The sequence below is a fragment of the Pseudomonas sp. NC02 genome, assembly GCF_002874965.1.
GTDB lineage: Bacteria > Pseudomonadota > Gammaproteobacteria > Pseudomonadales > Pseudomonadaceae > Aquipseudomonas.
The window spans coordinates 6,246,832-6,272,034 of the sequence record NZ_CP025624.1 but is presented as its reverse complement, the minus strand read 5'-3'; the positions used below and the strand labels follow the sequence as shown (position 1 = coordinate 6,272,034).

Sequence of the window (25,203 nt, the reverse complement as noted above, 5' to 3'; positions counted from 1 at the left end):
GGGAGGGGAGGCAGCGAGGATTTAATCTGTAGAAGCAAAAACCCCGGCCTGGGCCGGGGTTTTTGTGATCACTCGTCGAGGAAGGAGCGCAAATGCTCGCTTCTCGTCGGGTGGCGCAGCTTGCGCAGCGCCTTGGCTTCGATCTGACGAATCCGCTCACGGGTAACGTCGAACTGCTTACCAACCTCCTCAAGGGTGTGGTCGGTATTCATGTCGATGCCGAAGCGCATGCGCAGTACCTTGGCTTCACGGGCAGTGAGGCCGGACAGTACGTCGCGAGTCGCTTCTTTCAGGCTCTCAACGGTAGCAACATCGATTGGCGACTGCATGGTCGAGTCTTCGATGAAGTCACCCAGATGGGAGTCTTCGTCATCACCGATCGGGGTTTCCATGGAGATCGGCTCTTTAGCGATCTTCAATACCTTGCGGATTTTATCCTCAGGCATTTCCATGCGTTCGCCCAACTCTTCCGGGGTCGGTTCGCGACCCATTTCCTGCAACATCTGCCGGGAAATACGGTTGAGCTTGTTGATCGTCTCGATCATGTGCACCGGAATACGGATGGTGCGGGCCTGGTCGGCGATCGAGCGAGTGATCGCCTGACGGATCCACCAGGTGGCATAAGTCGAGAACTTGTAGCCGCGACGGTATTCGAACTTGTCCACCGCTTTCATCAAGCCGATGTTGCCTTCCTGGATCAGATCGAGGAATTGCAGGCCACGGTTGGTGTACTTCTTGGCGATGGAGATCACCAGACGCAAGTTCGCTTCAACCATCTCTTTCTTCGCGCGGCGGGCCTTGGCCTCACCGATCGACATGCGACGGTTGATGTCCTTGATCTCGGCAATCGTCAGACCGGTTTCAGTCTGCAATGCAGTCAGCTTCTGCTGGCAACGAACGATGTCGGCCTGGAAGCGACCAATGGCTTCAGCGTATTTGCTTTTGCCTTTGGCCAGTGCGTCGGTCCAGCTTTCGTCGACTTCGTTGCCCGGGAACTGGCGCAGGAAGTCGGCACGCGGCATGCGCGCATCACGGACACAGAGCTGCATGATCGCACGCTCTTGTGCACGCAGACGCTCAAGGGCGCTACGAACCCGCTCAACCAGGCCTTCGAATTGCTTCGGTACCAGTTTGATCGGCATGAAGAGTTCAGCCAGGGCCAGCAATTCAGCAGTTGCCTGCTTGCTGCCGCGACCGTGCTTCTTCAGGGCCTTGCGAGCCAGTTCCATCTGATCGGAGACCGCGCCAAAGCGCTGCGCTGCGATGATCGGATCCGGACCGCTTTCGACTTCTTCTTCGTCATCAGTGCTGGCTTCAGCTTCGTCGTCGTCGGTGTCGTCGTCTGCTTTCGCAGCCTTGGCATCGATCGGTGGCGGAATTTCAGCCGCAGGTGGCGCAATGCCGTCGTCCGGGTCGATATAACCGCTCAGGACGTCGGACAGGCGGCCACCTTCGGTGGTGACGCGAGTGTACTCGGAGAGAATGTGGTCAACCGTGCCTGGGAAGTGCGCGATTGCGCCCATCACTTCACGGATGCCCTCTTCGATACGCTTGGCGATTTCGATTTCGCCTTCACGTGTCAGCAGCTCTACCGTACCCATTTCGCGCATATACATGCGCACAGGGTCAGTCGTGCGACCGATGTCGGTCTCGACCGCTGCCAACGCGGCGGCTGCTTCTTCAGCGGCTGCCTCGTCGGTATCGGCGTCGGCCAACATAAGGGCGTCCGCATCCGGAGCACTCTCGTGTACGGGGATCCCCATGTCATTAATCATGCGGATGATGTCTTCCACCTGCTCTGGATCTGAAATATCCTCAGGCAGGTGGTCGTTGACCTCTGCGTAAGTCAGATACTTCTGCTCACGACCAAGGGTGATCAACTCTTTGATACGAGACTGCTGTTGCGCTTTTCCGGACATAACACCCTATCCACTGAAGGTCTTGGCGGGCAAAAAACAAGCCGAGGATTATACCCGAGCTATGACCTCACACGCCAGCTGAGGTCGGGTTTGATGCGGAAACATTGCGACTTAAAAGGTCGCGCAGTTGATTTTTCTCTTCGGCGGTCAATTCACTCTGACGCGCTTTTCGAAGAAGTTGTTCCAGGTTTCGCTCGCGTTGACGAGCTACCAAGCTAGTAATGGTGTCGAAAAACTGTTGTTCAAGGTTATCGCCATCAATCAGCCATTCCTTTTCTGCCAATGCCTTCAGCAAACGGCCCTGTTCGGTGCCGTGCCAGCGTGCAATCAGCTGGAATGAGTTTAGCTTAGGATTCTTCTGTACGGCTTCGAGCAGGGCCACCAACAGTTGCGTATTGGTGTGGTCTTCGGCCGCAAAGTGCCCCGCATCCTCGACTTTTTGTGCCAGTTGCGGGTGGTGCAAAAGTGTACGCAGGGCTGCCATGGTGGGCGGCTCTACTGCTGCTGGGACGCGTGGGCCGCGCGGTTCGTCACGGTCACCGCCACGTTTGCCGTTTTTGTCCCAGGGTTTCTTGTCCCATTTCTTGCCGCCGGCGCCGGGTTTCTTCGGTGTCCACTCCTGCTGGGGCGTGTAGGCCTCCTGCGGTTGGTGGAAGTCGGAATAGTCCGGCATGGCGTCGTAATCCATGCCCGGGTCGTAGGCCGGCGGCGCCTCTTGCGGCGCGCTGCGGGCCAGCTGGCTGACGGCCTCGCCACTCAAACCGGTGATTTCCAGCAGGCGCTGGCGCATCAGGGTGCGCAGGTTGGCGCCCGGAACCTTGTCGATCAGCGGTGCCGCGAGGGTGACCATGTGGGCCTTGCCTTCGAGGGAGCGCGGGTCGGACTCTTCGGTCAGTTGCTGGAAAAAGTAATCGGCCAGCGGTTGTGCGTGTTGGTTGATGCGCGCGCGGAACGCGTCGGTGCCTTCGGAGCGGACCAGGGTGTCCGGGTCTTCACCTTCGGGCAGGAACAGGAAGCGTGCGCGCCGCCCGTCCTGGAGGCTCGACAGGGTCGACTCAAGGGCACGCCACGCTGCGTTGCGGCCGGCCTGGTCGCCGTCGAAGCAAAACAGTACGTTGGGCACCACGCGAAACAGGCGCTTCAAGTGCTCTTCGCTGGTCGCGGTGCCCAGGGTCGCCACGGCGTTGCGCAAACCTTGCTGGGCCAGGGCAATCACGTCCATATAGCCTTCAACCACGATGATTTCGTCGAGGTTGCGGTTGTTCTTGCGCGCCTCAAACAGGCCGTAGAGTTCCTGGCCTTTATGAAACACCGGGGTTTCCGGTGAGTTCAGGTATTTGGGCTTGTCGTCCCCCAGCACCCGGCCGCCGAACGCGATGATGCGGCCGCGGCTGTCGCGGATCGGGAACATCACGCGGTCGCGGAAACGGTCATAACGCTTGCCGGTCTCGGCGTTTTCCACCAACAGGCCGGCGTCGATCATGGCTTTTTGCTGCAGGGTGTCGCTGCTCAGGTGCTTGTACAGGTTGTCCCAGCCCGGCGGGGCGAAGCCGAGGCCGAAGTCGCGGGCGATTTCACCGGTCAGGCCGCGGCCCTTGAGGTAATCGACGGCGGCTTTGCGCTGCGGGTGGCTTTTCAGTGCCTGGCGGTAAAAGTCGGCAGCAGCGGTAAGCAGCGGGTACAGCGGCGAATCGGTGGGTTGCCGCGGTTTGTGCGGGCGGCCACTTTCTTCGCGGGGGATTTCCATGCCGGCGGCTTTCGCCAGTTCCTCGACGGCCTGGGGGAAGTCCAGGTTGTCGTGGTCCATGATGAAGCCGAGGGCGTTGCCGCCAGCGCCGCAGCCGAAGCAGTAGTAGAACTGCTTGTCGGGGCTGACGCTGAACGACGGAGTCTTTTCCTTGTGGAACGGGCAGCAGGCGGTGTAGTTCTTGCCGGCCTTTTTCATCTGCAGGCGCGAGCTGACAACATCGACGATGTCGGTGCGGTTCAGAAGGTCGTCAATAAAGCTCTGGGGAATTAGCCCGGCCATGGCGTTCTCGTCATCACTGCGTGTAAAAGAGGGCCCGCAAAGTGCTCAAGGCGCGCGTGTTGTGCGGCTCGATCTACTGTCGTCTGCTTGGTCTGTCAGGAAGTGTATCTGCCGAACATTCACTGACGTTAGTTCCGATCAGTGCCCGGCGTAGAAATGTTGCCCGGGAGTCCGGTCTTGGCCATGTGGGGGCCTCGGAAGCTCATCGGTGGGCGCAGCCGACCTGTTGATCGCCTGTTAAAAAATAAGTGTGCTCGTCAGTAGCCTTGTTAGGCTCGTCAGAAGAGACGTGCACCGCTGGCAAAAGAGCCAGTCCTGACGTGTGAAGCAGTTCGTTTCAGTCGCGTGTGCGGCGTCAACGGTGAAGCATCAAGCGATATCCGCAAATGCCAACAGCCCGGCTGAGGGCCGGGCTTGGCAGAAGCTTGCTACGAACGTCTGTGTATTAGTACAGACGAACGGCGCGGCGCTGCTCGCGCTGAACTTTCTTGGCGTGACGCTTAACAGCGGCTGCTGCTTTACGCTTACGCTCAGAAGTTGGCTTCTCGTAAAATTCGCGGCTACGAACTTCAGCCAGAACACCGGCTTTTTCGCAGGAGCGCTTGAAACGACGCAGAGCTACGTCGAAGGGTTCGTTCTCTTTTACTTTGACGGCTGGCATCCAGAGCTACCTTCTTTCATTACCGGGAATCAACGTTCTCGTCGCAAAAAATTCGCGGCTGAGGTCGTCGGTTTTTAAGGGTTGCGGATGTTAACCCCTCATTGCCCGGAATGCAAAGCCTCTGATCGAAAACCGCTAGTCGGGAGGGGGAGTGGCGACTATTATGCGCGCCTTCGAATTCAGCCTCTACAAGGCGCAAACCCATGCTAGTTCTGGGATTAGAAACCTCGTGCGACGAAACCGGTGTCGCACTTTACGACAGTGAACGCGGGCTTTTGGCCGACGCACTGTTCAGTCAGATCGACCTGCATCGCGCCTATGGCGGCGTGGTGCCGGAGCTGGCCAGCCGTGATCATGTGAAACGCATGCTGCCATTGATTCGCCAGGTGCTGGACGAGGCCGGCTGCGTGCCGACCGAGATCGACGCCATTGCCTATACCGCCGGCCCCGGATTGGTCGGAGCCCTGCTGGTTGGGGCCTCTTGCGCCCAGGCGCTGGCATTTGCCTGGGGCATTCCGGCCCTTGGTGTGCACCACATGGAAGGCCATTTACTGGCACCGATGCTGGAAGAAAACCCGCCAGCGTTCCCGTTCGTCGCTTTGTTGGTTTCAGGCGGCCATACGCAGCTGGTTCAGGTCGACGGAATCGGTCAATACACGCTGCTGGGCGAAAGCCTGGACGACGCTGCCGGTGAAGCTTTCGACAAGACTGCGAAGATGATGGGCCTCAATTATCCGGGCGGCCCGGAAATCGCCCGCTTGGCAGAAAAAGGCGTTCCGGGGCGCTATACCTTCCCGCGCCCGATGTGCGATCGCCCTGGCCTGATGTTCAGCTTCAGCGGCTTGAAAACCTCTGCCCTGAACACCTGGCAGCAGAGCGTCAGCGCCGGAGACGACAGTGAGCAAGCCCGTTGCGACATCTCGCTGGCGTTCCAGCAGGCCGTGGTGGAGACTTTGACCATCAAGTGCAAGCGGGCCCTGAAACAGGCGGGCATGAAGCGCCTGGTGATCGCGGGCGGCGTCAGCGCGAACAAGGCGCTGCGCAGCTCCCTGGAGAAAATGCTCGGCGACATGAAGGGCGACGTGTTTTATGCGCGTCCCGAATTCTGCACCGACAACGGTGCGATGATCGCCTATGCCGGTTGCCAGCGTTTGCAGGCCGGGCAGCATGAAAGCCTGGCAATCAGCGTGCAGGCGCGCTGGCCGATGGAGCAGTTGCCGCCGCTGTAACGGGCGAACGTGAGCCGGGTTCACCGGGCGTATTTAAAAATGCCGTTCGCGCCCGGCAAACAGGTCGCGTAAATTGCCCCGGTGGCGCCAGACGATCAGCAGCGTGAGCACGCTCATCGGCACCAGCGCCTCCGGTTCCTGCCACGCCAGCAACGGCAGGGTCAGGGGCGTGGCGATGAGGGCGGCTAGCGAGCTGGTGCGTGTCAGGTAGAACGTCAGCAGCCAGGCCAGGATGGCCAGCAGCGCCGCCGGTGGGTAGATCCCCAGCAGCATGCCGGCCGCCGTCGCGACGCCTTTGCCGCCGCGAAAGCGAAAGTACAGCGGGAACAGGTGGCCGAGCACCGCGCAGACGCCGATCCAGGCTTGCTGTTGCAGCGAGAGCCCGGCGAGATCGGCGATCAGCACCGGCAGCAGGCCCTTGCAGACGTCGCCGAACAGCGTGAGTACGGCGAGTTTCTTGCCGGCCAGGCGCAACATATTGGTGGCGCCGGCATTGCCTGAGCCACTCATTCGCGGGTCGGGATTTCCCGTCAGGCGGCTGAGCAAAATGGCGAAGGACAGCGAGCCGAGCAGGTAGGCGAGAGTCGCCAGTAACCAAAACATGCTAACTATTCCGGGCGAGGACGCCCTGATTCTAACGGGGCATCGCGCCCTTGTCGTGCAGCGGAGAAGAGTGCTTGGACAGAGTGTTTATCGAAGGCCTGGAAGTCGACACCGTGATCGGGGCCTACGACTGGGAGCGCGGTATCCGGCAATGCCTGCGTCTGGACCTGAGCTTCGCCTGGGATAACCGCCCGGCCGCTGCCGGTGATGACCTGACCCTGGCGCTGGATTACGCGAGCGTGTCCGCGCGGATCCAGGCCTTTGCCGAGCAGGCGCAATTCCAGCTGGTGGAAACCTTCGCCGAGCGCCTGGCTGAAGTGTTGATGAGTGAGTTCCAGATTCCCTGGCTGCACCTCAAACTGACCAAGCCCGGCGCCGTACCGGCCGCCAAGGGTGTGGGCGTGGAGATCGAGCGCGGATGTCGCTAACTCAGGTTTACCTTGGTCTTGGCAGTAACATCGAGCGTGAGGCCCATTTGCACGCTGGCCTTGATGCGCTGGCGGGTTTCCTGACGCAGATGCGCTGTTCGCCGGTGTTTGAAAGCCAGCCTGTGGGCATAAAGAGCGGGCCATTCTTCAATCTGGTGGTGTCGGCGTATACCGACCTGCCGTTGATGGAACTGGACCGCCGGCTGAAATTCATCGAGGCCGACAATGGCCGCTACGCCCCGGATCGCAAGGGCTTGCCGCTGGACATCGACGTGCTGCTGTATGGCGAGCTGGTGGGTAACTTCGATGGCCTGATCCTGCCCCGGGCCGAAATCCTGAAGAACGCGTTTGTGCTGTGGCCGCTGTCGTTGATGGCGCCGCAGCGTGTGCATCCTGAGGTGGGCAAGTCATTTGCCGCGCTGTGGGAGGATGCACACATTGACCAGGTACTGGCGCCGGTCGCGTTCGAATGGCGGGATCAGCCGTTGACGCCGGACTCGCTCTTGTAGGCTTTTAGCGCCTTGAGCCGTTCGCGTTTCAGCGCTTCGCCCAGTTCGGGACCTTTGTAGCCTTGTTCCAGTAGCGGTGCGACGGCCACACCTCTGGCCGCCAGCGCCGCACCGCGCAAATAATCGGCTTGTGGATAACTTCTCTGCTCAAGGCCCTTGCGCCCGCGGGCGTCCATCTCGCATGCCACCACAAACTCTTCAAAGCGTTGCGGGCGACGGTAAACGTCGAAGCTTTGCAGCAACTCCAGCAATGTCGAGGGCCTCAGCTCCAGTGCGCGGTGGCCATGGGTGTGATATTCGCCCACCAGCAACGCCAACTCCTGGCAATCCCTTGGCACCTTGAAGCGTTCGTTCATCGCCTTGATCAGCTTCACGCCGCGTTGCTCATGAGCGATGTGCTGCGGCAACTTATCCACAGGCGTGAGCCCCTTGCCCAGATCGTGCAGCAGGCAGGCCCAGCGGACGGTCAACGGTTGGGCATGGATGGCCGCCTGTTCCAGCACGCTCAATGTGTGCACGCCGGTATCGATTTCGGGGTGATGGGCCTCGGGTTGCGGCACGCCAAACAGTGCGTCGATTTCCGGCATCAGGGTTTTCAGGGCGCCGCAATCGCGTAGCACCTGGATAAACACCTGTGGCTGGTTTTCCATCAATGCGCGGGAAATCTCCTTCCAGCTGCGTTCGGGCGTCAAGGCTTCCAGTTCGCCCGACGCGCTGAGTTCGCGCATCAGTTCCAGGGTTTCGGGCGCTACCGTAAAGCCGAGGCCGGCATAGCGCGCGGCAAAGCGGGCAACGCGCAGGACACGCAGTGGATCTTCGGCAAACGCCGGGGAAACGTGACGCAGAATGCGTGCGTCCAGATCCTGCTGGCCGTGATAAGGGTCGGTCAGGTGGCCCGCGTCATCCTCGGCCATGGCGTTGATGGTCAGGTCGCGGCGGATCAGGTCTTCTTCCAGGGTAACTTCGGGGCTGGCGTGAAACACAAAGCCGCCATAACCCCGGCCGCTCTTGCGCTCCGTGCGGGCGAGGGCGTACTCGTCACCATTTTTCGGGTCAAGAAATACCGGGAAGTCCGAACCCACAGGCTTGTAGCCCAGGGCGAGCATTTCTTCAGTGGTAGCGCCGACTACGACACGGTCGATATCGGTAACGGGGATGCCCAGCAGGCGATCACGTACCGCACCACCGACTTTGTAGATTTGCATGAAAAAGCCTCCATTAGCGGCACAGGATAACGCCTGCGGCCCGCCAATGGAGGCTTTGCCGTTTCACAGATGCACGACTGCCAGGTCCAGGCGGCCGTAATCGTTGTCGCTGTGCTCGTTACGCGGCGGAACGTGGTGGGTTTTCATCACCTGGTCGCCTTGCAGCGTCTCCAGGTGGATATCGAACCCCCACAGCCGGTGCAGGTGCTTGAGAACCTCCTCAGTGGACTCTCCCAGCGGTTTGCGGTCGTGCTGCTGGTGGCGCAGGGTCAGCGAGCGATCGCCGCGTACGTCGATGCTGTAGATCTGCACATTGGGTTCGCGGTTGCCCAGGTTGTACTGCGCCGCGAGGGTTTCGCGGATGGTGCGATAGCCCGGCTCGTCATGAATGGCGGGCACCAGCAAATCGTCCTTGAGGTCGTCGTCCATGATGCTGAACAGCTTGAGGTCTCGAATCACCTGGGGGGACAGGTACTGCAGGATGAAGCTCTCATCCTTGAAGCTGCTCATGGCGAACTTGATGGTCGACAACCAATCGCTGCCGGCAATCTCCGGGAACCAGCGGCGGTCTTCTTCGGTGGGGTGCTCGCACATGCGCCGGATATCGCGGTACATCGCAAAGCCCAATGCATACGGGTTGATACCGCTGTAGTAGGGGCTGTCGAAGCCCGGCTGGAAGACCACGCTGGTGTGGGACGTCAGGAACTCCATCATGAAACCGTCGGTGACCAGGCCTTCGTCATACAGGTCGTTCATCAGGGTGTAGTGCCAGAACGTGGCCCAGCCTTCGTTCATCACCTGGGTCTGGCGTTGTGGGTAGAAATACTGGGCGATCTTGCGCACGATCCGCACGATTTCCCGCTGCCAGGGCTCCAGCAATGGCGCGTGCTTTTCGATGAAATACAGGATGTTTTCCTGAGGTTCGGCGGGGAAGCGCGCATTGTCCTTGTCGTTGTTCTTGCCGGCGCGTTTGGGAATGGTGCGCCACAGGTCGTTGATCTGCTTTTGCAGATGCTCTTCACGGTCCTTCTGGCGCAGCCGTTCTTCTTCGGCGGAAATCGGATACGGGCGTTTGTAGCGGTCGACGCCGTAGTTCATCAGGGCATGGCAGGAGTCCAGCAGGTCTTCCACCGCATCGATGCCGTGGCGCTCCTCGCACTGCATGATGTACTGCTTGGCGAATACCAGGTAATCGATGATCGAGCTGGCATCGGTCCAGGTGCGGAACAGGTAGTTACCCTTGAAGAAGCTGTTATGCCCGTAGCACGCGTGGGCCACCACCAGCGCCTGCATGCAGATGGTGTTTTCTTCCATCAGGTAGGCGATGCACGGGTCGGAGTTGATGACGATTTCGTAGGCCAGGCCCATCTGGCCGCGGGTGTAGGACTTTTCAGTGCTGAGGAAGTGTTTGCCGTAGGACCAGTGGTGATAGCCCAGGGGCATGCCCACGGACGCATAGGCATCCATCATCTGTTCGGCGGTGATCACTTCGATCTGGTTGGGGTAGGTATCCAGGGCATAACCCGCCGCGATGCGGCTGATTTCCCGGTCATAGGCCTGGATGAGTTCGAAGGTCCATTCGGACCCCGTGGATATGGGTTGGCGCTTATGCTCTTTGGCGGTCATGTCACTAACCTGCGCTGGAAGAGTTCACGGAAGACCGGATAGATATCGCCGGCCGAGACCAATTGTTGCTGGGCGAAGGTGTCAGCGAAGGCTTCGCTGATGCGCTCGTATTCGAACCACAGGGCCTGATGCTCGCGCGGGGTGATTTCGACGTAGGTGTAGTACTGCACGAACGGCATGATCTGGTTGATCAGGATGTCGCGGCAGATCGGCGAGTCGTCGTTCCAGTTGTCGCCGTCGGAAGCCTGGGCGGCGTAGATGTTCCACTCGTTGGCCGGATAGCGTTCGGCCATGATTTCCTGCATCAGCTTCAAGGCGCTGGAAACGATGGTGCCGCCGGTTTCCCGCGAGTAGAAGAATTCCTCCTCGTCGACTTCCCTGGCGCTGGTGTGATGGCGGATGAACACCACATCGATCTTGTCGTAGTTACGCTTGAGAAACAGGTACAGCAGGATGAAGAAGCGCTTGGCGATGTCCTTGGTCGCCTGGGTCATGGAGCCGGACACGTCCATCAGGCAGAACATCACAGCCTTGGAACTGGGATTGGGTTGCTTGACCAGCAGGTTGTACTTCAGGTCGAAGGTGTCGAGAAACGGCACGCGATGGATTCGCGCGCTGAGTTTGGCGATTTCGGCTTCAATTTCCTGGATATCGCCGAAGTTGTCCGGCTCTTCGCGTTTCAGGCGTTCCAGTTCCGCCTTGGCATCCCGCAGTTTTGCCCGGCTGCTGCCAGACAAGGCGATACGTCGCGCATGGGCCGAGCGCAGGGTGCGGATGATGTTGATCCGCGACGGATTGCCTTCGTTGCTGATCCCGGCGCGCACGGTCTTGAAAGTGTCGGTACCGGTCAGGTTGCGTTTGACCAGGTTGGGCAGTTCCAGGTCTTCGAACATGAACTCCAGGAACTCTTCCTGGGTGATCTGGAACACGAACTCATCCATGCCTTCGCCGGAGTTACCGGCCTTGCCCGGGCCTTTGCCGCCCGCGCCGCCCTGGGGCCGCTGGATATGTTCGCCGCTGGTGAATTCCTTGTTGCCGGGATGCACGACGGTCTGTTTGCCGCCCCGGCCGTGGTGCAGCACCGGTTCATCGATGTCGCGTCCGGGGATGCTGATCTGTTCGCCATGCTCCATATCGGTGATGGAACGGCGGCTGACGGCCTCTTCGACGGCCTTTTTGATGTGGTCACGGTAACGCCGCAGGAACCGCTGGCGGTTTACCGTGCTCTTGTTCTTGCCATTGAGACGTCGGTCGATCACATAGCTCATGCAGGAGCCCTCCGGGCAGCTTCAAGTTACAAGCTTCAAGCGGCAAGCTGGAAGCTTAAAGACAAGCGGTCGATTGCCAGGCTGTCCGGCGTACCGGGAGCCTGGCATTGCACGCTTGTCGCTGCCTTACTGCGATTTGCGGACCCGCAGGTACCACTCGGAGAGCAGTCGTACCTGTTTGTCGGTGTAGCCACGCTCGACCATGCGAGTGACGAAGTCGTTGTGTTTTTGCTGATCCTCCTTGCTGGCCTTGGCGTTGAAGCTGATGACCGGCAGCAGATCCTCGGTGTTGGAGAACATTTTCTTCTCGATGACCACCCGCAGCTTCTCGTAGCTGAGCCAGGTAGGGTTCTTGCCGTTGTTGTTGGCCCGGGCGCGCAGCACGAAGTTGACGATTTCGTTGCGGAAATCCTTCGGATTGCTGATGCCGGCGGGTTTTTCGATCTTTTCCAGTTCCTCGTTGAGGGCTACGCGGTTGAGAATCTCGCCGGTTTCCGGGTCGCGGTATTCCTGGTCCTGGATCCAGAAGTCTGCGTACAGCACATAGCGGTCGAAGATGTTCTGGCCGTATTCGCTGTAGGACTCCAGGTACGCGGTCTGGATTTCCTTGCCGATGAACTCGATGTAGCGCGGTGCCAGGTATTCCTTGAGGAAGCGCAGATAGCGCTCGCGGGTTTCAGCCTGGAATTGTTCCTGTTCGATCTGCTGTTCCAGCACGTAGAGCAGGTGCACCGGGTTGGCGGCGATTTCGTGCGGGTCGAAGTTGAAGACCTTTGACAGGATCTTGAACGCAAAACGTGTCGACAGGCCGTTCATGCCCTCATCCACGCCGGCGGTGTCGCGGTATTCCTGGATCGACTTGGCCTTCGGATCGGTGTCCTTGAGGTTTTCGCCGTCATACACCCGCATCTTCGAGTAGATGTTGGAGTTTTCCGGCTCCTTGAGGCGCGACAACACGGTGAACTGGGCCAGCATCTTCAGGGTGTCAGGCGCGCAATGGGCCTTGGCCAGGGAGCTGTTGAACAGCAGCTTGTCGTAAATCTTGATTTCATCGCTGACCCGCAGGCAGTAAGGCACCTTGACGATGTAGATCCGGTCGATGAAGGCTTCGTTGTTCTTGTTGTTGCGGAAGGTGTGCCATTCCGATTCGTTGGAGTGGGCCAGCAGGATCCCGGTAAACGGAATCGCCCCCAGGCCTTCGGTACTGTTGTAGTTACCTTCCTGTGTCGCGGTGAGCAGTGGGTGCAGCACCTTGATCGGTGCCTTGAACATCTCCACGAACTCCATCAGACCCTGGTTGGCCCGGCACAGTGCGCCCGAGTAGCTGTAGGCATCGGCGTCGTTCTGCGGGAATTCTTCGAGTTTGCGGATATCGACCTTGCCCACCAGTGCCGAGATGTCCTGGTTGTTCTCGTCACCCGGTTCGGTCTTGGCCACGGCAATCTGGTTGAGGATCGAGGGATAGAGCTTCACCACCCGGAACTGGCTGATGTCGCCGCCGAACTCGGCCAGGCGCTTGGTCGCCCAGGGCGACATGATGGTATTGAGATAGCGCCGTGGAATGCCGAAGTCTTCTTCGAGGATCGCGCCATCTTCCGTGGCATTGAACAGCCCCAGGGGCGACTCGAACACCGGTGAGCCCTTGATGGCGTAGAACGGCACCTTCTCGATCAGTTGTTTGAGCTTCTCGGCCAGGGACGACTTACCGCCGCCGACGGGGCCGAGCAGGTAGAGGATCTGTTTCTTCTCTTCCAGGCCTTGGGCGGCATGGCGGAAATACGAGACGATCTGGTCAATGCATTCTTCCATACCGTGGAAGTCTTCAAAGGCCGGGTAGCGACGGATCACCTTGTTCGAGAAAATCCGCGACAAGCGCGAATTGGCTGCGGTGTCCACCAGCTCCGGCTCGCCGATCGCCAACAGCAGGCGTTCAGCGGCAGACGCGTAGGCGCTGCGGTCCTTTTTGCACAGTTCGAGATACTCCTGAAGCGAGAGCTCTTCCTGGCGGGTGGACTCGAAGCGTTGTTGGAAGTGGCTAAAAATACTCATGACGTCGTCACCTCGCTCGATACGTGGAGCCGACGCCGGATCAATCAGTCGATGCTGGCAGCCATTGGTGGACACCAATGGCCGTTTTCCCCCCAGAACACCCTGAAACGCTACCGATGACCCGCACGCCGGTGTACCGGCTCTCCCCTGTTTTGGATGGCCTGCGCTTAAGGATAGTTCGGAATCCGGGAGGTCAAGGCGCGATACGAAATTAGTTTGGCCGCGCCGTTCGTCAGAAACGGCGCGAGGCCAAGCGTCACGCGGGATAGCGGGGTTTGAAAAAAATTATTGCGCGTCGCCTGCGGCAATTTCTGCAGGATAGGTCGCACGCCATAGCTCAAAGCCACCGTCGAGGCTATAGACGTCGGAGAAGCCCTGGCTCACCAGGTAGGCGGCGGCGCTTTGGCTGGAGTTGCCGTGGTAGCACGCGACGATGACCGGCGCGTCGAGGTCGGCGGCGCGGATGAAGTCGGCGATGTTGTGGTTGTCCAGGTGCCGGGCACCACTGATGTGGGCAGCGTTGTAGGTCGGCTGGTCGCGGATGTCGACAACCACCGCGCCTTGCTCGCGCAGGGCCTGGGCTTGCTCGGGAGGGATACGTTTGAATTCAGTCATGGCGGGCTCCTTTGGCCTGTGTGAAAGCGCGGCTCAGCGCTTTGCCGCGGCCTGCAGTTGTTCGGGAACGGGGGAGTCGCACTGGCAGCTTGAGCGCTCGCCGGTGTCGATGTTCATCAGGGTCATGGCGCCGCCCCATACGCAGCCGGTGTCGAGGGCGAACACGCCAGGTTCATCACACTTGCCTTCCAGGGCTGCCCAGTGGCCGAAGATGATCTTCGTTTCACGGGTCTTGCGCTCCTTGTGGGCGAACCAGGGCTTGTAGCCGGGCAGCGCAGTGTCGGCGCCTTCCTTGCTCTTGAGGTCCAGCTTGCCTTCGGCGGTGCAGAAACGCATGCGGGTGAAGTAGTTGGTGATCACCCGCAGGCGCGCGACGCCGGTCAGTTCGTTGTCCCACTTAACGGGTTCGTTGCCGTACATGCCATCCAGGTAAGCGGTGTACAGGTTGTCATCGGCCAGGGCTGCTTCGACTTCACTCGCGCACTTGAGGGCTTTCTTCAGCGTCCACTGGGGTGGAATGCCGGCATGCACCAAGGCGGTGTCGCGGCTCTCGTCGTAGTGCATGAGTTTTTGCCGGCGCAGCCAGTCAAGCAGCTCGGTGCGATCCGGCGCTTCGAGGATTTCCCGCAGGGTATCGCCCTTTTTCAGGCGCTCGATGTTATTGCCGGCGGCCAGCAAGTGCAGGTCATGGTTGCCCAGTACGCACACCAGGGAGTCGCGCATGCCATAAAGGAAGCGCAGGGTTTCCAGGGATTGCGGGCCACGGTTGACCAGGTCGCCCACCAGCCACAGGCGATCCTTGGCCGGGTCGAAGGCCACACGCTCGAGCAGGCACTTGAGCGGTTCCAGGCAGCCTTGCAGGTCGCCGACGGCATACGTCGCCATCAGTGCAGGGCTCCAGGCACCGCGAGGCGGAACGGGGCGATGATGGCGTCGAAGTGTTTGCCGTCGTCGGCGAGCATCTGGTAGCTGCCTTGCATGTTGCCGACGCGGGAGGTCATCACAGTGCCGCTGCTGTAGGTGTGGCTCTTGCCTGGGGCGATCAGCGGTTGTTGGCCGACCACGCCGGCGCCGCGTACTTCCTCGACCTGGCCGTCACCGTCGGTGATGACCCAGTGGCGCGACAGCAGCTTGGCAGGCAGCTCGCCGTTGTTTTGTACGGTAATGGTGTAGGCGAACGCAAAGCGGTTCTGCTCGGGTTGCGATTGTTCCGCCAGAAAGCGGGTGACGACGCTGACGTCGATCTGATAACGAGGATCGGACATGCAAGAGGCCTTAAAAGCAAAAGCGGGGGAACAGCGGATGCCGGTCAGTCTAGGCCCGTAGGCGCTGGCTTGCCAGCGATGGCGATCGTGAGTGCGCCATCGCCGGCAAGCCGGCTCCTACTATTTATTCAGCCACTGGCGCAGGCTGAATGGCGAGCTGGTCAGCCAGGCGCACGAAGGCGGCCAGGTCCAGCTGCTCGGGGCGCAGGCTGCCGTCGACGCCGGCGGCCTCGATTTCAGCGTTGCTGAGCAAGGCCTTCAGCGTATTGCGCAAGGTCTTGCGGCGCTGGTTGAAGGCTTCGCGCACCACGCGCTCCAGCAACTTGTGATCTTTGGCCGGGTGTGGCAACACCGCGTGAGGCACCAGGCGCACGATGGCGGAGTCGACTTTCGGCGGGGGGTTGAACGCGCCAGGTCCGACGTTGAACAGGTGCTCTACGCGGCAATGGTACTGAACCATGATCGACAGGCGACCCCAGTCACCGCCTCCAGGACCCGCTGCCAGACGCTCGACCACTTCCTTTTGCAGCATGAAGTGCATGTCGCGGATGATGCCGGCGTTGTTCAGCAGGTGAAAAATCAGCGGGGTGGAGATGTTGTACGGCAGGTTGCCGACCACCCGCAGGCTGTTGGGCGCTGCATTGAGGCTGGTGAAGTCGAACTTCAGCGCATCACCCTGGTGCAGGTTGAAATTGGGCATGCCGGCGAACTGCTGGTTGAGGATCGGGATCAGGTCCTTGTCCAACTCAACCACGTCCAGCTGGCCGCCGCTTTTCAGCAGGCCTTGGGTCAGGGCGCCCTGGCCCGGGCCGATTTCCAGCAGGCGGTCTTCGGGCTTGGCATGGATGGAACGCAGGATGCGATCGATCACGCCAGCGTCGTGCAGGAAGTTTTGCCCGAAACGCTTGCGCGCCCGGTGTTGGTAATGCTCGGTCATATACGGGTCTCGGCCATCTGATAGGCGGTTTCCAGGGCCACGTGCAGGCTGCCGGTATCGATCTTGCCGCTGCCTGCGAGGTCCAGGGCGGTGCCATGGTCGACGGAGGTGCGGATGATCGGCAGGCCCAGTGTCACGTTGACCGCGGCGCCAAAGCCTTTGTACTTCAGCACGGGCAGGCCCTGGTCATGGTACATCGCCAGCACTGCGTCGCAGTGCTCCAGATATTTGGGGGTAAACAGAGTGTCGGCAGGCAATGGGCCGCGCAGGTCCATGCCTTCAAGGCGCAGACGCTCCAGGGTTGGTTCGATGATGTCGATTTCTTCATGGCCCAGGTGGCCACCTTCACCGGCGTGGGGGTTGAGCCCACAGACCAGGATGCGTGGTTGGGCGATGCCGAACTTCTGTTGCAGGTCGGCGTGCAGGATGCGTGTCACACGCTCCAGTCGCTCGGGGGTAATGGCGTCGGCAATCTCGCGCAGGGGCAGGTGAGTGGTCACCAGCGCCACCCGCAGGTCGCCCGTTGCCAGCATCATCACCACTTGTTCGGTATGGGTCAGCTCAGCGAGGAATTCGGTATGACCGGAAAAGGCGATGCCTGATTCGTTGATCACACCCTTGTGTACCGGGGCGGTGATCATCCCGGCAAAATCCCCGTCGATGCAGCCCTGGCCGGCACGGGTCAGGGTTTCCAGGACGAAGGCAGCGTTGGCCTTGTCCAGTTGCCCGGCCACGACCTTGGTCGCCAGCGGGGTATCCCATACGTACAGGCTGTTGGCCGGTGCCGGCAGATCAGGCCAGTTGCCCGGGCCCACCGGCAGCAGATCGACAACCACACCCAGCTGCGCGGCCCGCTCAATGAGCAGGTCGCGGCTGGTAATGGCAATCAGGGGGTGTGGCTGGGGGTGCGAGGCGAGCAGCAGGCACAGGTCAGGACCAATGCCGGCCGGCTCGCCGGGTGTCAGTGCGAAACGCTTGGGTGTCACTGGGCTGCCTGGTCGGTGCCTGTTTGGTCGGCACCAGGAAGCTTGTTCTCTACGTAGGCTTCGTCACGGATCTGACGCAACCAGGTTTGCAGCTCTTCGTCGTATTTGCGGTTACGCAGTACGGTCAGGGCTTGCTGCTCGCGGGCCTGGGTGGTGTTGTCAGTGGCGCGACGGCCAAGGACTTCCAGCACATGCCAGCCGTATTGGGTCTTGAACGGCTTGGACAGAACGCCTTGCGGGGTCTTGGCCATGACGTCCTGGAACTCTGGAACCAGTGCCTTCGGATCGATCCAGTTCAGATCGCCGCCGTTAAGCGCCGAACCCGGGTCTTCGGAATAGCTCTTCGCCAATTCGCCGAAGTCTTCGCCCGCTTCGATGCGGTCATAGAGCTTCTGGGCCAGTTCCTTGGTTTGGGCTTCGGTACGGATCTCGCTTGGCTTGACCAGGATGTGACGAACGTGAACTTCGTCCTTCATCTGCGCTTCTTCGCCACCGCGCTTGCCGAGCAACTTGAGGATGATGAAACCGCCAGGCGTACGGGCAGGCTGGGTGATGCCACCGACTTCCATGGCACTCAGCTCGCGGTCGAACGGTGGTGGCAGTTGCGCGGCTTTACGCCAGCCCATGTCACCGCCTTCGAGGGCGTTGTCGCTGCCGGACTGGGCAATGGCCATCTGGGCAAAGTCGGCACCTTGCTTGAGACGGTCATAGATAGCCTGGGTTTTCGCTGCAGCAGCATTGAGCTGTTCAGCGTTGGCGCTGTCTGGCGTAGGCACCAGGATGTTCGCCAGGTGCAGTTCTTCGGAAAGCTGCATCTTGCCAAGGTCGGAGGCGAGGAAGTTCTTCACTTCCTGCTCGGACACCTGAATCCGTTCGGCCACGCGACGCTGACGTACACGGCTGATGATCATTTCCCGGCGAATCTGGTCACGGGCGTCCTCATAGGACAGGCCGTCGTGAGCCAGGGCTGCGCGGAACTGATCAACACTCATGTTGTTGCGCTGGGCGATGGTGCCGACAGCCTGGTTCAATTCTTCGTCGCTGATACGGATACCGGAGCGATCGCCGATCTGCAGTTGCAGGTTTTCAACGATCAGGCGTTCAAGCACCTGCTGGTCCAGCACGCTGGTCGGTGGTACGCCGCCGCCACGCTTGGCGATGGTTTGCTGAACTTCCTTGACCCGTTGGTCCAGTTGGCTCTGCATGATCACGTCGTTATCGACGATGGCCACTACCTTGTCCAGCGGTTGAACCGCAGCGTGAGCTGCGGCGGTACCCAGGAACAGCGCGCCCAGCATCAGCGGGCGCAGACAATCAGAAAGCTTGGTCTTCACGTTCACGATAACCTTCAATGCCTTTGTCGAGGAAGCTCTCTACCTTGGCGCCGGTCAGGCCGCCGAGTCCTTTGAGGACAACTTGGAAGAAGAGCCCGTGGTCACCCTTTTCGTTCAGCGGGGCGATCTGGCTGTATTCGTCGTTGGAAACCCAGTAACGGTTGATGACGCGCAGTTTCCAGCAGCAGTTGTCGTACTCGAAACCACCGAAGGCTTCCAGGGTACGGTTGCGGGCATAGTCATACTGCCAGCGGGTGATCAGGTTCCACTGCGGAACGATCGGCCACATCATCGAGAAGTCGTGTTGCTGGATTTTGTAGTAATCCTTCACGAAGTTCGGGTCGCCTGGCTGCCCGTAGTCGCCACCAAACTGCCATTTGCCGGTCAGCTGGTTGTACACCACCTGGTCGTTGCGATAGCGGTAGCCGACGTTGATAACCTTGTTCGGGTTGTCTTCCGGCTGATAGTGGAACATCGCGCTGCCGGAACGTGGGCTGTGGCTTTCCGGGTCCCAGTTGTAATCGGCAGTGGCGCGCCAGTCACGGTTGAAGCGGAACTCGTAGTCCAGGGCGATTGGCGAAACATCAGACTGTGCGTCCGCACGGTCCGCGGCCAGGATGCCCGGCAGTTGAACTTCGCGGTTCTTGAAGTACACGGCCTCGCCGATGCTGACGCGTTGGCGTTCGAAGCCGTTTTCTTCGATCCAGCGGCTGGTCACGCCCAGGGACAGTTTGTTCTCGTCGCCGATGCGGTCAGTACCGCTGAAGCGGTTGTCACGGAACAGCGACGCGTAGCTGAACGAGTACTCACCGCTGTCGAATACCGGGATATCGCCCTGGTCCTTGTTCGGTACATACAGGTAGTACGCACGAGGCTCCAGAGTTTGACGGTAGTCTTTGCCGAACAAGTTGGTGTTGCGGTCGAAGTACAGGCCGCTGTCGATGCTGGCAATCGGAATTGCACGGTCTTGCGAGCTTTTGAAGGTGCCACCGGCATAAGGGTTGGCTGCAGTTGACGCGGCTTGCGCTGCGATAATCTGGTTTTTGCCGATGCTGTCCAAATCAAGATCGTACTTGGTATAGACGTACTTCAACTTTGGCGTAATAAAACCGTAGGTCCAGTTCATCGGGTAGTCGACTGCCGGCGCAACGTTCAGGCGAGTACCGTTTGCACGGGTCAGGCCGGTTACGTAGGTGTCGAGCCGCGGCGATACGAGCCCGTTTTCATCCGTGAAGCTTCCGTTCTCCAAGTCCCGATCAAAGCGTACGGCTTCGGTCTCGTAGGTGAAGTTCACCCCGCCTGGATGGTACGGCAGCGTGCCGTTGAAGGTGATCTGTGGCAAGCGGTCATACGGCGTGATCTGGGAGATCGTTGCCAGCTGGTACGCCTGCAGGTTCAGCTTCGCCTGGAAGGTATCACCGCGGTAGGTCACCGAACCTTGCTGGTTCACGTAGTCCTGGCTCTTGATCCCTTCCTGATAGGACTTCAGATCCTGGAAGTAATAAGGGTCGCTGATGTTGGTGTAGTCGACCTGGGTCAGTACACGCGAGTCCAGCCCGCCCTTGTGCTGCCAGTTGATCATGTAGCGATCTTTTTCGTAGTCGGTCTGGCCTTTACGCTCGCTGCTGTCGTCGTTCAGGTACGCGCCGCCGAACTGGCCTTCGCTGGACTTGGTGAGGTAGCGGAATTCGCCTTCCATCAACAGGCCGCGCTTGGTCATGTATTGCGGGTACAACGTGGCGTCGTAGTTTGGCGCCAGGTTGAAGTAGTACGGCGTAACCAACGTGAAGCCAGTCTCGCCACCGGTGCTGAAGCTCGGCGGCAGGAAGCCGGATTGACGACGGTTGTCGATCGGGAAATAGATATACGGGGTGTAAAGGATCGGAATGTCCTTGACCCGCAACGTCACGTTGGTCGCGGTACCGAAACCGGTGGCCGGGTTGAGCGTGATGTTGTTGCCCTTGAGCTGCCAGGCGTTGCTGTTCGGCTCGCAGGTGGTGTACGTACCGTCCTTGAGACGGATGATCGCGTTCTCGGCACGCTTGGCGTACAGGGCGTTACCGCGGATGCGCGATTTGTGCATCACGTATTCGGCGTTGTCGACCTTGGCGGCGCCGGTGTCCAGCTGGACTTCAGCGTGGTCGCCCACCAGCAGGGCACCGTTGTCGCGCAGACGGACGTTGCCGTTCAGCTCGCCACGGTTCTCGGCCTGGTACAGGTTGGCCTCGTCGGCCTCGACCTGCATGCTGCCCTGGCGCATGACGACGTCACCGGCCAGGGAAGCAACTTGTTGTTCCTGCTCGTAACGAGAGACCTTGGCGCCGATGAAGGTCGGCGCGTCGCTCTTGTTCGTCTTGTCGTTCATGCCAGGACGGACCGGCTCGATGTACGCGCCGGAGCAGTACGGGCCGGTTTCGGCCAGTTGTGCGGCGGTGAGCTTCTCGCGAGGGACCCAGTCCAGGTGGCTGTAGTCGGCGCTGCGCGAACGCAGGCCGCGGCCCTTGGCTTCGGTGACCAGAGCGGTCTGCGGCACGGCCTCGGCGGCGCCGCCGGACTCGCCTTGCGGCGTGCCACTGGCAGAGCTGACGGCACTGCCGTCATGCACCGGGCGCGGTGGCAGCGGGGCTGCGGCCGTTTTCGGCGCGCAATCCCAGGCACCCGAAGCAGAGACTGAGCAGTCATACTGTTCCGCGGCGACCACGAATGAGGTGGCGAAAGGTTGCATGGCCAGCAGACTGCCGGTTACCAGCAACGGAAATTTTCTACGAAACGCGGGGGATTTCAATGCCATCTTATTAGTCCGGGCTTCCTGCGTGCCATCTGCCCGCGGTGTGGGCCGCACGCCTCTCGATGGTCTGAAAAAGATGCGTGATAATAAAGCATGACCCGCTTGACGGCTAGCGCCGTCGGAGACCCTTGTAATGCCCGACCAAGATCTACGTTTGCAACAGCTGAAAGTCTGGCTTGATGAGCAATTGCCAGGCCTCTTTACCACCCAGGGCTGGGGTGTCGTACCCCCGGCCACGTTGACTGCGGCCAGCAGTGACGCGAGTTTCAGGCGTTACTTCCGGTGGGAGGGAGGAGGTCGCAGTTTTGTCGTGATGGACGCTCCACCCCCCCAGGAAAACTGCAAACCTTTCGTCGATATCGCTCATTTACTCGGTCAATCGGGAATAAATGTTCCGAAAATTTATGCGCAAGATCTGCTTCGCGGCTTTCTTTTGCTGAACGACCTGGGGAAAAAAACCTATCTGGACGTGATTACGGCTGAAAATGCCGATCAATTGTTCGCCGATGCCATCGACGCATTGCTGGCTTTCCAGCAATTGCCGATGGAAGCCCCGTTGCCCAGTTATGACGTCGCGCTGTTGCGTCGGGAGCTGGAATTGTTTCCTGAATGGTACGTTCGCCGGGAGCTGGGCATCGAGTTTGACGCCCGGCAGCTTGGCCTGTGGCAACGCGTCAGCGAACACCTGATTGACAGCGCCCTGGCCCAGCCCAAGGTCCTGGTGCATCGCGACTATATGCCACGCAACCTGATGATCAGCGAGCCGAACCCCGGCGTGCTGGACTTCCAGGACGCAGTCTACGGCCCGGTGACCTACGACATCACGTGCCTGTTCAAGGACGCCTTCCTCAGTTGGCCGCTGGCCCGCGTGCGGGAATGGCAGCGCGGTTACTGGCAACGCGCCGGCGCGCTGGGTATCCCGGTGCAGGCGGACTTCGAGGAGTTCCTGCGGGCCAGCGACCTGATGGGCGTGCAGCGTCACCTCAAGGTGATCGGCATCTTTGCGCGCATCTGCCACCGCGATGGCAAGCCGCGCTACCTGGCGGACGTGCCGCGCTTCTTCGCTTATATAGAGGCGGTGCTCGCGGACCGGCCAGAGTTGAGCGAACTGGGTGAATTGCTGGCGAGCCTGCGCGTCGAGGCGGTGGTATGAAGGCCATGATCCTGGCCGCCGGCAAAGGTGAGCGGATGCGCCCGCTCACCTTGCACACGCCCAAGCCGCTGATCCAGGCCGGCGGCAAGCGCCTGATCGAGTACCACCTCGAGGCGCTGGCGAAAGCGGGCTTTACCGAGATCGTCATCAACCATGCGTGGCTCGGCCAGCAGATCGAAGGCTATCTGGGCGATGGCTCGCAGTACGGCGTACGCATCCAGTACTCGGCCGAAGGCGAGCCGCTGGAAACCGGCGGCGGGATCTTCAAGGCCTTGCCGCTGCTGGGGGACGAACCGTTCCTGGTGGTCAATGGCGACATCTGGACCGACTACGACTTCGCCAGCCTCCACCAGCCACTGGATGGGCTGGCTCACCTGGTGATGGTCGACAATCCGCCGCACCATCCGTCCGGCGGTGATTTCTACCTGAAGGACGGCGCGCTTCATGATGCCGCCGCCGGTGCCGATAACCTGACCTTCAGTGGCATTTCCGTACTCCACCCCCAGCTGTTCGCGGGTTGCAGTGCGGGTGCCTTCAAGCTGGCGCCGCTGTTGCGTGACGCCATGGCGAAAGGGTTGGTGACGGGGGAACACATGAGCGGACGCTGGATCGATGTCGGGACGCTGGAGCGTCTGGCGCAAGTCGAAACCCTGCTGACAGCGGGGCACTAGGATGTTGTGGCCAGGGACTCTGATCGGAGCCGGGGCGGGCTTTGCCATTGCCAGCATTCCGGGGGCCATGTTGGGCGCACTGCTGGGCCAGGCGCTGGACCGGCGCCTGGAACTGCAAAGCTGGGCCCAGTTACGCGAGCGCCTTGGCGGCCGGCCGGCGTTGCGCAATGACGAACTGCTGTTCGTGTTGCTCGGTCGCCTGGCCAAGAGCAACGGCCGGGTGGTGGACGGGCATATCCAGCAGGCGCGCCAGGAAATGCGCTCGCTGGACATGGCCGAGCCGGCCCAGCGCCGTGCGATTGCCGCGTTCAATCGCGGCAAGTCCGGCTCGGACCGGGTACGCAGTTACCTGGGCGTGCTCAAGGCCCAGCCCCATGCGGCGGAAGGTGTGCTGCGTGCCTGTTGGCGCATGGCCTGGGCGGACGGCAAGGCCAGTACGGCCGAGCGCGAGTTGATTGAACAATGGGGCAAATGGCTGGGTTGGACGGTCCAGCAGATCCAGGCGCTGGCGGCTGACTATGAGCCGGAGCGCAAGCCGTTGGCCAATCGTGGCGGGGCTTATCAGGAGGCGTTGCGGATTCTGGGGGTGACGTCGACCACCGAACCTTCGGTGATCAAGCGCGCTTACCGGCGCCTGCTGAGCCGGCACCACCCGGACAAGATTGCCGGCAGTGGCGCCAGTCCAGCCCAGGTGCGGGAGGCGACCGAACGTACCCGCGAGCTGCACAACGCCTACGCGCTGATTCGCGAAAGGCGAGACTTTCGCTAACAGAATTATCAGGCGCTGCTTTTTTATGGCGTAAACCGGATCAACTGTGGGAGTGGCGGTGCGACGATTCGACTTGCTCGCGAATGCGGTGGATCAGTAACAGATGCAGTGACTGACTCACCGCATTCGCGAGCAAGCCCGCTCCCACATTTTGTTCTCCAGTGTTTTTGAGATTTACGATCAGTCTCCGGGATTTTGCGGGCTCAGCCACCCGCGAATCCGCCGGTACAGCTGCTCTTGCCCTGCCTGGCTGTTATCGGGGAGGGCCTTCAACGACACCTGCTTGTAGCTGTCATTCTTCAAACGCTTGCTGGCCTGGGAACGTTCCTGGGCCGCTTTGCGTGCCTGGGCGTTGTCCTGGTAGAAAAAGTCTGCCGTGGCCAGCTTCAGTTTCGGTGCCAGTTGTTGCAGGTCCGGGGCACGGCCCGCCGGGGTCTGCGCGGCCACCATGACAAATTTCTGCACCTGCGCCGGTTGTTTTTCACTCAGGTAACGCGCGGCCCACCAGGCGCCGGTGCCGTGGCCGAGCAATACGACGCTGCGGGCATTTTGGGTCTGGGCGAAGGCGAGGGCGGCGTCAATGCGCGCGAAGATTCGCGTGGCGTCGGTCTTGTCTTGTTCATCGGTGCCGGGAACCACGGCCGGGTCAGTGCCTTCCGCTTCGGCGCTGGCGGCTTGCTCCACGGGTTTGGCGACGGTGCTGGCGTCTTTGCTGCTGGTCTCCACGGTCGCCTTGGGCGATTCGATGACGCGGGGTGGCAAGGTGTCCAGGGTCAGGTCCGGCAGCGACAAGCTCAGGGTGCCCCAGGAGGCGTCCGGCAATTTCTTGCGCAACGGCGCGATTGCTTGAGGCCAGTCAGCACTTTCGCCGTTGCCCGGGACGATAATCACCACGCCTTCAGGCTCACCGCTGTTGGCCGGCTTCCACAAAGCCAGGAAAGAATCGCTGCCCGCCTGCAACTGTTGTTGTTCCTGCTGCGGGATTTGTCGTTCCAGGGCGTTGGCTTCTTCCTGGCTGCGCTCCGGCAAGGGCTGGCGCACCACCGGTTTTTCCGGGGCGGGAGCGGGAGTGTCGGCGGCCTCGACACAAAAGGCGCTGGTAAACAGCAGCGACAGGCACAATGCTGGCAGTGCCGAGCGGTGGGAAAGTGGCATCGTT

General features: G+C 60.6%; 22 protein-coding genes. 6 read left to right on the top strand and 16 right to left on the bottom strand.

Annotated elements, in window-relative coordinates:
* Positions 1-68: 68 nt before the first annotated feature.
* From rpoD to rpsU, 3 genes are all read right to left on the bottom strand, one after another.
* Positions 69-1,919 carry an RNA polymerase sigma factor RpoD gene (gene rpoD, locus C0058_RS29555; RefSeq protein ID WP_003211014.1) on the bottom strand — a complete coding sequence of 617 codons (1,851 nt, stop codon included), beginning with the start codon at positions 1,917-1,919 and terminating at the stop codon, positions 69-71.
* A gap of 67 nt (positions 1,920-1,986) precedes the next feature.
* Positions 1,987-3,948: a DNA primase gene (dnaG, locus tag C0058_RS29550; protein ID WP_003211012.1), complete on the bottom strand. Its 1,962-nt coding sequence runs from the start codon at positions 3,946-3,948 to the stop codon at positions 1,987-1,989.
* Positions 3,949-4,393: 445 nt separating this feature from the next.
* Positions 4,394-4,609 (bottom strand): 30S ribosomal protein S21, encoded by a 216-nt coding sequence (gene rpsU / locus C0058_RS29545; protein WP_002551877.1) that lies wholly within the window; start codon positions 4,607-4,609, stop codon positions 4,394-4,396.
* A gap of 203 nt (positions 4,610-4,812) precedes the next feature.
* Here rpsU and tsaD point away from each other — a divergent pair, with 203 nt between their 5' ends.
* Positions 4,813-5,838, top strand: a complete 1,026-nt coding sequence (gene tsaD, locus C0058_RS29540; RefSeq protein ID WP_087694726.1) for a tRNA (adenosine(37)-N6)-threonylcarbamoyltransferase complex transferase subunit TsaD — start codon at positions 4,813-4,815, stop codon at positions 5,836-5,838.
* A 33-nt stretch (positions 5,839-5,871) separates the two neighbouring features.
* On the opposite strand, the gene plsY is transcribed toward tsaD, so the two are convergent.
* Positions 5,872-6,441, bottom strand: a complete 570-nt coding sequence (gene plsY, locus C0058_RS29535) for a glycerol-3-phosphate 1-O-acyltransferase PlsY (protein ID WP_003211009.1) — start codon at positions 6,439-6,441, stop codon at positions 5,872-5,874.
* 74 nt (positions 6,442-6,515) lie between these two features.
* Between plsY and folB the strand changes: the two genes are divergently transcribed.
* Both folB and folK read left to right on the top strand, forming a co-directional pair.
* The gene (gene folB / locus C0058_RS29530) at positions 6,516-6,869 is read left to right on the top strand and encodes a dihydroneopterin aldolase (protein ID WP_003211007.1); all 354 of its coding nucleotides are present in this window, start codon (positions 6,516-6,518) and stop codon (positions 6,867-6,869) included.
* The gene (folK, locus tag C0058_RS29525) at positions 6,860-7,378 is read left to right on the top strand and encodes a 2-amino-4-hydroxy-6-hydroxymethyldihydropteridine diphosphokinase (RefSeq protein ID WP_102370018.1); all 519 of its coding nucleotides are present in this window, start codon (positions 6,860-6,862) and stop codon (positions 7,376-7,378) included. The genes folB and folK overlap by 10 nt, the downstream gene beginning before the upstream one ends.
* Here folK and C0058_RS29520 read toward each other — a convergent pair.
* The 11 genes from C0058_RS29520 to C0058_RS29470 form a co-directional block, all read right to left on the bottom strand.
* The gene (locus C0058_RS29520; RefSeq protein WP_003211003.1) at positions 7,348-8,583 is read right to left on the bottom strand and encodes a multifunctional CCA addition/repair protein; all 1,236 of its coding nucleotides are present in this window, start codon (positions 8,581-8,583) and stop codon (positions 7,348-7,350) included. The genes folK and C0058_RS29520 overlap by 31 nt on opposite strands.
* Before the next feature lie 63 nt (positions 8,584-8,646).
* Positions 8,647-10,209: a SpoVR family protein gene (locus C0058_RS29515; RefSeq protein WP_102370017.1), complete on the bottom strand. Its 1,563-nt coding sequence runs from the start codon at positions 10,207-10,209 to the stop codon at positions 8,647-8,649.
* A complete protein-coding gene (locus C0058_RS29510; protein ID WP_003211000.1) occupies positions 10,206-11,477 on the bottom strand; it encodes a YeaH/YhbH family protein in 1,272 nt (423 codons plus the stop codon). Before C0058_RS29510 ends, C0058_RS29515 begins: the two co-directional genes overlap by 4 nt.
* 126 nt (positions 11,478-11,603) lie before the next feature.
* Complete coding sequence (locus tag C0058_RS29505) at positions 11,604-13,526, bottom strand: PrkA family serine protein kinase (protein ID WP_003210999.1); 1,923 nt, start codon at positions 13,524-13,526, stop codon at positions 11,604-11,606.
* A 285-nt stretch (positions 13,527-13,811) separates the two neighbouring features.
* Complete coding sequence (gene glpE, locus C0058_RS29500) at positions 13,812-14,141, bottom strand: thiosulfate sulfurtransferase GlpE (RefSeq protein WP_102370016.1); 330 nt, start codon at positions 14,139-14,141, stop codon at positions 13,812-13,814.
* Positions 14,142-14,174: 33 nt separating this feature from the next.
* The gene (locus C0058_RS29495) at positions 14,175-15,026 is read right to left on the bottom strand and encodes a symmetrical bis(5'-nucleosyl)-tetraphosphatase (RefSeq protein ID WP_003210997.1); all 852 of its coding nucleotides are present in this window, start codon (positions 15,024-15,026) and stop codon (positions 14,175-14,177) included.
* Positions 15,026-15,406 (bottom strand): Co2+/Mg2+ efflux protein ApaG, encoded by a 381-nt coding sequence (apaG, locus tag C0058_RS29490; RefSeq protein ID WP_003210996.1) that lies wholly within the window; start codon positions 15,404-15,406, stop codon positions 15,026-15,028. The genes C0058_RS29495 and apaG overlap by 1 nt, the downstream gene beginning before the upstream one ends.
* A gap of 124 nt (positions 15,407-15,530) precedes the next feature.
* Complete coding sequence (gene rsmA, locus C0058_RS29485; RefSeq protein ID WP_003210994.1) at positions 15,531-16,343, bottom strand: 16S rRNA (adenine(1518)-N(6)/adenine(1519)-N(6))-dimethyltransferase RsmA; 813 nt, start codon at positions 16,341-16,343, stop codon at positions 15,531-15,533.
* A complete protein-coding gene (gene pdxA, locus C0058_RS29480) occupies positions 16,340-17,329 on the bottom strand; it encodes a 4-hydroxythreonine-4-phosphate dehydrogenase PdxA (RefSeq protein ID WP_003210992.1) in 990 nt (329 codons plus the stop codon). Before pdxA ends, rsmA begins: the two co-directional genes overlap by 4 nt.
* A complete protein-coding gene (locus C0058_RS29475; RefSeq protein WP_003210991.1) occupies positions 17,326-18,663 on the bottom strand; it encodes a peptidylprolyl isomerase in 1,338 nt (445 codons plus the stop codon). The genes pdxA and C0058_RS29475 overlap by 4 nt, the downstream gene beginning before the upstream one ends.
* The gene (locus C0058_RS29470; RefSeq protein ID WP_102370015.1) at positions 18,644-21,454 is read right to left on the bottom strand and encodes an LPS-assembly protein LptD; all 2,811 of its coding nucleotides are present in this window, start codon (positions 21,452-21,454) and stop codon (positions 18,644-18,646) included. The genes C0058_RS29475 and C0058_RS29470 overlap by 20 nt, the downstream gene beginning before the upstream one ends.
* 130 nt (positions 21,455-21,584) lie before the next feature.
* Between C0058_RS29470 and C0058_RS29465 the strand changes: the two genes are divergently transcribed.
* Genes C0058_RS29465 through C0058_RS29455 form a run of 3 tightly spaced genes read left to right on the top strand, consistent with a single transcriptional unit; the run spans position 21,585 to position 24,044 of the window.
* A complete protein-coding gene (locus tag C0058_RS29465; protein WP_087694722.1) occupies positions 21,585-22,604 on the top strand; it encodes an aminoglycoside phosphotransferase family protein in 1,020 nt (339 codons plus the stop codon).
* Positions 22,601-23,275, top strand: a complete 675-nt coding sequence (gene murU, locus C0058_RS29460) for an N-acetylmuramate alpha-1-phosphate uridylyltransferase MurU (RefSeq protein WP_102370014.1) — start codon at positions 22,601-22,603, stop codon at positions 23,273-23,275. The genes C0058_RS29465 and murU overlap by 4 nt, the downstream gene beginning before the upstream one ends.
* A 1-nt stretch (position 23,276) precedes the next feature.
* Positions 23,277-24,044: a TerB family tellurite resistance protein gene (locus C0058_RS29455; protein WP_102370013.1), complete on the top strand. Its 768-nt coding sequence runs from the start codon at positions 23,277-23,279 to the stop codon at positions 24,042-24,044.
* A gap of 180 nt (positions 24,045-24,224) precedes the next feature.
* Here C0058_RS29455 and C0058_RS29450 read toward each other — a convergent pair whose 3' ends face one another.
* Positions 24,225-25,199, bottom strand: a complete 975-nt coding sequence (locus C0058_RS29450; protein ID WP_102370012.1) for an alpha/beta hydrolase family protein — start codon at positions 25,197-25,199, stop codon at positions 24,225-24,227.
* Positions 25,200-25,203: the final 4 nt, after the last annotated feature.